The sequence below is a fragment of the Ochrobactrum sp. SFR4 genome (genome assembly GCF_019730395.1).
Classification (GTDB): domain Bacteria; phylum Pseudomonadota; class Alphaproteobacteria; order Rhizobiales; family Rhizobiaceae; genus Pseudochrobactrum.
On sequence record NZ_JAAPBB010000006.1, the window covers coordinates 272975 to 280060 of the forward strand.

At 52.3% G+C, this 7086-nt stretch carries 5 protein-coding genes; all 5 read right to left on the minus strand.

The window, feature by feature from the left end; translation table 11 throughout:
• Window positions 1-61: 61 nt before the first annotated feature.
• Window positions 62-2926 carry an EAL domain-containing protein gene (locus HBA93_RS10275; protein WP_162994441.1) on the minus strand — a complete coding sequence of 955 codons (2865 nt, stop codon included), beginning with the start codon at window positions 2924-2926 and terminating at the stop codon, window positions 62-64.
• 70 nt (window positions 2927-2996) lie between these two features.
• Window positions 2997-3608 (minus strand): GNAT family N-acetyltransferase, encoded by a 612-nt coding sequence (locus HBA93_RS10280; protein ID WP_221723198.1) that lies wholly within the window; start codon window positions 3606-3608, stop codon window positions 2997-2999.
• 136 nt (window positions 3609-3744) lie between these two features.
• Window positions 3745-5043, minus strand: a complete 1299-nt coding sequence (locus tag HBA93_RS10285) for a M16 family metallopeptidase (protein ID WP_221723199.1) — start codon at window positions 5041-5043, stop codon at window positions 3745-3747.
• Window positions 5044-5266: 223 nt separating this feature from the next.
• Window positions 5267-6664: a threonine synthase gene (gene thrC / locus HBA93_RS10290; RefSeq protein ID WP_221723200.1), complete on the minus strand. Its 1398-nt coding sequence runs from the start codon at window positions 6662-6664 to the stop codon at window positions 5267-5269.
• A 195-nt stretch (window positions 6665-6859) separates the two neighbouring features.
• The coding region (locus tag HBA93_RS10295; protein ID WP_221723201.1) for a hypothetical protein at window positions 6860-7086 on the minus strand (227 nt) is incomplete at its 5' end.

Genomic DNA, 7086 nt, shown 5'->3' on the forward strand with positions numbered 1-7086 from the left:
CGCATATAAAAACACCGCCTCTCCTGCCGAGGCGGTGTTTTTTATTCTCGCCGTATGATGCTTATTCTACTGTCTGGCCATTGAGCAGGCGGGCTGCATTTTCAGCAGTCATCGGTTGGCCGAACAGGAAACTCTGGACATATTCGCAGCCCATTTCACGCAATTGCATGGCATCCTGTTCGCTTTCAACGCCTTCAGCAACAACTTTGAGTTCCAGATCTTGCGCCATGCGAATGATGGAGCGCAGCAAGGTTGCTTTCTGTGGCTTGTCACCTTTCACAAAAGAGCGGTCGATCTTGATCATATCAATCGGGAAGCGTGTGAGATAGGCAAGCGATGAATAGCCGGTACCGAAATCATCCAGTGACAGGCCGACACCCATGGATTTCAGCTCGTTCAGCATATGCGCTGACTGCTCCGGATTTTCCATCAGCACGGATTCTGTCAGTTCCAGTTTGAGTGTGCCTTTGGTCACATGTGTACGGGACAGGATCGCACGGACATCGCTCAGCAAATCCTGACGGATCAACTGGGTGCTGGACAGATTGACGGAGACAAACAGGTTCGGACGTGACAGGTTCTCCTGCCAGTTGAACAGGTCATTGGCTGATTGCTGCATGGCGAACAGGCCAAGCGGCACGATGAGACCGGAATTCTCGGCAATCGGAATAAATTCAGATGGCGAGATTGGACCACGACGCGGATGTTCCCAGCGCATCAGGGCTTCAAAACCGGCAATTGTACCGTCCTGCAGGTTCACAATCGGCTGATAGGCTATTGTGATTTCCTTACGCTCAATGGCGCGGCGCAGATCCGATTCCAGCTGCAACTTGTCGCTGCCGATAGCACGGAAGGACGGGCGGAACGGCTCAATACGGTCGCCGCCAAAACGCTTGGCCTGATACATGGCCAGTTCCGCATCTTTGATCATATCTTCCGCATTGGCGGCATTGGCTGTCCATGTCAGAAGACCAACGGAAGCGGTCAGTACAATCTCGCGCTTGGCATAGGAAATCGGTGCGCGGATGGCCTGACGCAGCGCTTCTGCAAAGGCCGCAACTTTTGCCGGATCAGACTCGGATGCGAGGATCAGACCAAATTGGTCGGAAGACAGTCTTGAAAGCGTATCTTGCGGCTTCATCAGGCGGAACAGGCGGCGCGAGATCGTCAGCAGGATTGTATCACCGGCTGACATGCCGAGGCTGTCATTGACCTGTTTGAACCGGTCGATATCAATGACGAAAACAGTCGGTTTGAGCCTGCTCTCATTATAGGACATGCTCATGACATTGGCGAGACGGTCAAGGAATAGTTCGCGGTTCGGCAGACCGGTAAGATTGTCATGCACAGCATCATGCAGCAGGCGTTCTTCGGCCTTTTTCTGTTCGGTCACATTATGCAGCGTACCGACACAGCGTACAATTTCGCCATCCGAGCCGATAACCGGACGCGCGCGCAGATGATACCAGTGATAATGGCCGTCATTGGCGCGCAGACGGAAAGTCTGGTGAATACGACCACGGCGATTTTCCAGAATAGCATCCAGCGTGGTGCGGAAACGGTCACGGTCATCACCATGCATCACCGGCAACCAGTTGCGCACAGGGCCGAGAAGGCTGGCCGCAGCCGTGCCGAGATAGGTGGAAATATCAGGCGTTGTCACCACGCGGTCGCGCGGCACATCCCAGTCCCAAACAATATCGCCGGAACCGATAACCGCCAGCGCCTGCCGCTCCATATCTGAGAACAGACCGACACGCAGTACACCGCCTGCAAAAGCATGTTGCATTACGGTGAAACCGATCAGCAGAACGATCAGTACAAGACCGCCGCCTAGCGCAGGCTGCACGATATCATTGTCCAGACGACCGGAAACGGCCAGCCATGCGCCGGTCATCCATATGGCTATCAACAGCCATGTGGGGATCAGCATAATTGCGCGGTCATAGCTGCGCAAAGCCAGAATGCCGATGATCGCGATGCCGCAGATAACGGTCAGCGCAAAAGAGATGCGGGCAATACCGGCAGCAATCGGCGGATCAAAAATCGCCACGCCGCTCAGCATCATCAGGCCGAGAACCCATGCCACAGCGCCATAGGAAAAATGGTCGTGCCAGCGGTTGAGGTTGAGATAGGTGAACAGGAAAATCAGGAAACTGGCAGCCAGTGCCACCTCCGTGCCCGCCCGCCACATCTGCTCATTGCCGGGGGTGATGGCGATCAGCTTGTTCCAGAAGCCGAAATCCACGCAGATATAGGCCAGAACCGCCCAAGCCAGTGCCGCCGCTGCAGGAAACAGAGATGTTCCGCGCACGACAAAAAGAATGGTCAGAAACAGTGCCAGCAGACCGGAAATGCCGAGCAGAATACCGCGATAGAGCGTGTAGGAGTTGATTGTGTCTTTATAGGCATCCGGTTCCCACAGATAAAGCTGCGGCAGGTTAGGGGAGGCCATTTCCGCAACCAGTGTAATCACCGAGCCCGGATTGATAGTAATCAGAAACACATCCGCATCAGGGCTGACCTGACGGTCAAGCGCAAAGCCCTCACTTGGCGTGATCGAGGATATGCGCTGCGAACCCAGATCCGGCCAGACAAAGCCGGATTTCACAAGGCGGTAATGCGGCGCAACAATCAGACGGTCAATCTGCTCATCGGTCGGGTTAGCAATAGCGAAAGCTGCCCAGTTACCGCTGGAGCGTTTATCCTTGTCGGCCTGCACTTCAATGCGCCGGACAATGCCGTCGGCACCGGGAGCGGTGGAAACCTGCACAGTATCACCTTGATTATGCATAATCTGCACAGCACGGGTGAGGTCGAGAGCGGTATCTTCTTTGGAAATTTTGATAGGCTCAACTGCGGATGCAGGAACCGTGATCTGCAATAATGCTGCGATAAAGGCAAACACACAGAAAAACGTTTTCAATCGGTTCTGAAAGTTTTCTGTCACTATCTTTACCTTTTTGTCTTGGTATCAGGTGTTTTGCGCTTAATAGTCAGACGGCTGTTGTTTTGACTGACAGGCTTCTGCGCTGCTCTTCTCCCTCAATCAGACTGTAGAGCAGATGATCCTGCCACAGGCCGTTAATCTTGAGATAGGAGCGCAATGTGCCTTCCAGTAAAAATCCGGCTTTTTCAAGAAGCCTGACCGAACGCAGATTAGACGGAATACAGGCAGCTTCAAGTCTGTGCAACCGCAGTTCACTGAATGCGAAGGGGATAACCAGTTTCAAAGCGTCGAACATATAGCCCTGACCGGCATGAGGTACGCCGCACCAGTATCCGATCTGTCCGGATTGGGCGACACCGCGCCGGATATTGCCGAGAGTGATTCCCCCCAGCAAAACATTGTCGGACTTACGGAATAAAAACAGTGACCACGCATTTCCACTGCGTGCCTCTTCGCTGTAATGGCGTAACCGCAGCCGGAAACTCGATTTTTCCAGTTCGTCATCCCGCCATACCGGCTCCCATGGTGTCAGAAAAGCGCGGCTTTTTTCGCGCAGATTTGCCCATTGGCGGTAATCAGACCATTGCGGTTCACGCAAAAACAGACGCTCTCCCTTCAGATACACAGATGGTGTTTTGCTGAAGGGAAAGCTGATCATGATACCCAGCCTGTCTGAAGAGAGGTTAGAGCATTTCCGAGCTAAAAGCGGGACGCTGTTTTGCGTGCGGAAATACGTGAAATAAAGAGACAGAGCGGTTCCAATTGTTCATTATTAACCGGAACCGCTCCGGTGTTCAGACTGCCAGCGCCGGACGTTTATTCGCTGCGAAACCGCGTAATGTGCCGTGAATATCATCATAGCCCATCATCTGACTGACAGGGCCGACAGCGGCAATGGTCGGCTTGCTGTCGAGGAACATACGACCGGAAAGATCTGTCAGGCGTTCCGGCGTAATCAGGCTCAGGCGTTCCAGCAGTTCTTCGTTCGGTACCGGACGACCATAGAGCAGCATCTGGCGGGCAATCTGACCTGCACGGCTTGCTGCACTTTCCTGCGACATCAAAAGACCGGCGCGATATTGTGCACGGGCACGGTCAACTTCCTGAATATTGATATTGGTGGAGGCTTCATAAAGCTCGTTGAGAACAACCGGAACCAGCTCTTCAAGATTTTCACGACCTGTCGCAGCATGAATGCCGAACAGGCCGGTATCGGAAAAGCCCCAATGGAAGGCGTAAACGGAATAGCACAGACCTCGCTTTTCACGCACTTGCTGGAACAGGCGGGAGGACATGCCGCCACCGAGAACCGTTGCCAGAAGCTGTGAGGCATAGAAATCGCGCACATGATAGGCGCGGCCTTCAAAACCGATCAGCACCTGTGCATCCATCAGATCGCGTTCTTCGCGGTAATCACCACCGACATAGGATGCTTTCACCGGCGCTGCAGCCTGTGTCGTTGCGCGGAAACCGCCGAGACGGCTTTCCACTTCACGTACAAAAGAAGCGTGGTCAACCGCACCGGTAGCGACAACAACCATACGGTCGGCGCTATACTGTTCGTTGATATAGTTACGCAGATCGTCCGGCGTGAAGGATTGCACTGTTTCAGGCGTGCCGAGAATAGAACGGCCAAGCTGCTGGTTGAGGTAAGCGGTTTCAGAAAAACGGTCGAAAACAATATCATCGGGCGTATCATGTGCCGCGCCGATTTCCTGCATGATCACGTTTTTCTCGCGCTCAAGCTCATCTTCGTCAAATTTTGAACTGGTCAGAATGTCGGCCAGAATATCAATCGCCAGCGGCAGATCATTGCGCAACACACGGGCATAATAAGAGGTAGTTTCGACGCTGGTCGCGGCATTGATTTCACCGCCGACATTTTCAATGTCAGCCGCAATCTGCCATGCACTGCGGTTATCAGTGCCTTTAAAGGCCATATGTTCGAGAAAATGTGCAATGCCGTGGCGGTTATGCGCTTCATTGCGGGAGCCTGCCTTAACCCAGATGCCCAGTGCCACGCTTTCAATAAGCGGCATGGTTTCGGTGGCAATCGTGAGTCCGTTGGACAGAACACTTACTTCTACACCCATTCTAGGCATACTCCCCTGCGTATTTCACCGTCATTTTCTTTGATGCTGACGGGTATGATAATACGTCAAATTAAACAGATAGAGCAGTTTCAACATTTCAATCGTAAATGAAATTGCTCTATTACTCCGTCTGCCTCTTATGTTTTTGCAGCATATAAAGGCAGAGTGAAAACTATGCAAATTTGCAGCCATAATACAATATATGGCTGCAACTGCGGTTTAATTATTTCGCAGCTCTTGAATGATTGCGGATGTGATCTTCAACCACTTTCAGGTCATTCTGCAGACGCGTAAAATGCTCTTTACGCTCCATCAGATCGCTGAGCCATGCAGGCAGAGCCGGAGAAACACCGCAGGCATCTTTCACCGCATCCGGGAATTTCGCCGGATGGGCAGTGGCCAGCACCACCATCGGCGAGGCTGTGTCTGCGTGCTCGCGGGCAACTTTAACGCCGATAGCCGAGTGCGGATCAAGCAGATAACCATCCTGTTTCAGCACGGAGTCAATGGTTGCAGCGGTTTCTGCCACCGTTGAACGACCGGCAGCAAATTGTTCGCGGATAGTTTTCAGCGGGGCATCGGCAATCGTGAACTCACCGGACTGACCAAGGCTGCGCATCAGGCCGCGAATAGCTGCTGCATCACGGTCATAGGATTCAAACAGCAGACGCTCGAAATTCGAGGAAATCTGGATATCCATGGACGGAGAAGAAGTCTGTTCCACGCCGCGCATCGCATAGGAGCCGGTGGCAACAGTGCGTGACAGGATATCATTATCATTGGTGGCAATGATCAGGCGATCAATCGGGAGTCCCATTTGTCTAGCAACAAAGCCTGCAAAAATATCACCGAAATTGCCGGTAGGCACAGTGAATGACACTTTGCGATCCGGTGCACCGAGGCTGATAGCTGATGTGAAATAATAGACGATCTGCGGCATGATACGTGCCCAGTTGATCGAATTCACACCGGAGAGCGAAAGTGTGTCACGGAAGTTCAGATCATTGAACATGCCTTTGACGAGGTTCTGACAGTCGTCAAAATTACCATCAATTGACAGGGCATGAACATTGCTGGCCGCAGATGAGGTCATCTGGCGCTGCTGTACCGGAGATACACGGCCATGCGGGAACAGGATGAAAATGTCGGTATTATCACGACCGGCGAAAGCTTCAATCGCCGCGCCGCCGGTATCGCCGGATGTGGCGCCGACAATGGTCGCGCGCTGCCCGCGCTGCGCCAGCGTATAATCCATCATGCGCGAAAGCAGCTGCATCGCAACGTCTTTAAACGCCAATGTCGGGCCGTGAAAAAGCTCCAGCACATATTCATTCGCGCCGGTCTGCACCAGCGGGCAGACCGCATCATGGCGGAATGAGCCATAAGATTCGCGCACCATTTTTTCAAATTCGGCGTCCGGAATCTCACCATTTACAAAAGGAGTGAGGACTGCGAGAGCGATTTCCACATAGGATTTACCGCGCAGCTTGCGGATGTCATCTGAGGAGAATTGCGGATAGGTTTCCGGCAGATAGAGACCGCCGTCCCGCGCCAAACCCGCCAAAAGTGCATCAGAAAAGCCCAAAACCGGCGCTTCGCCACGGGTGCTGATATATTTCATAAGATTTCAGGCCTCATTCAGTCAATGCAATTCTGCGCCGGTTTTGAGCCGGTTTCGGTCAAGTTTGCGGTGTTTTCCTGTCATATCTCTTGTGACTGACGCAAGCATCGGTGGATAGAGCTTGCCCTGTTCACAAAAAACGTGAAAATATTATCTCATAATGCATGTTAAGCGCCTTGCGTCCATATGGATATGTCAAAGACGCAGCAGGATTTGGGTATAAAGCGCATTCCAAAAAGTGTGAAACGGTTTTTGGATAAAATGCGCGATAACAAAGATGGCGCATTCCAAAAAGTGTGAAACGGTTTTTGGATAAAATGCGCGATAACAAAGATGGCGCATTCTAAAAAGTGTGAAACGGTTTTTGGATAAAATGCGCGATAACAAAGATGGCGCATTCCAAAAAGTGTGAAACGGTTTTT

Excerpts from the sequence above, each read along its gene's own strand:
- HBA93_RS10285 (WP_221723199.1), bottom strand. The coding sequence starts at position 5,043 with ATGGGTGTAGAAGTAAGTGTTCTGTCCAACGGACTCACGATTGCCACC.
- HBA93_RS10280 (WP_221723198.1), bottom strand. The coding sequence starts at position 3,608 with ATGATCAGCTTTCCCTTCAGCAAAACACCATCTGTGTATCTGAAGGGA.
- thrC (WP_221723200.1), bottom strand. The coding sequence starts at position 6,664 with ATGAAATATATCAGCACCCGTGGCGAAGCGCCGGTTTTGGGCTTTTCT.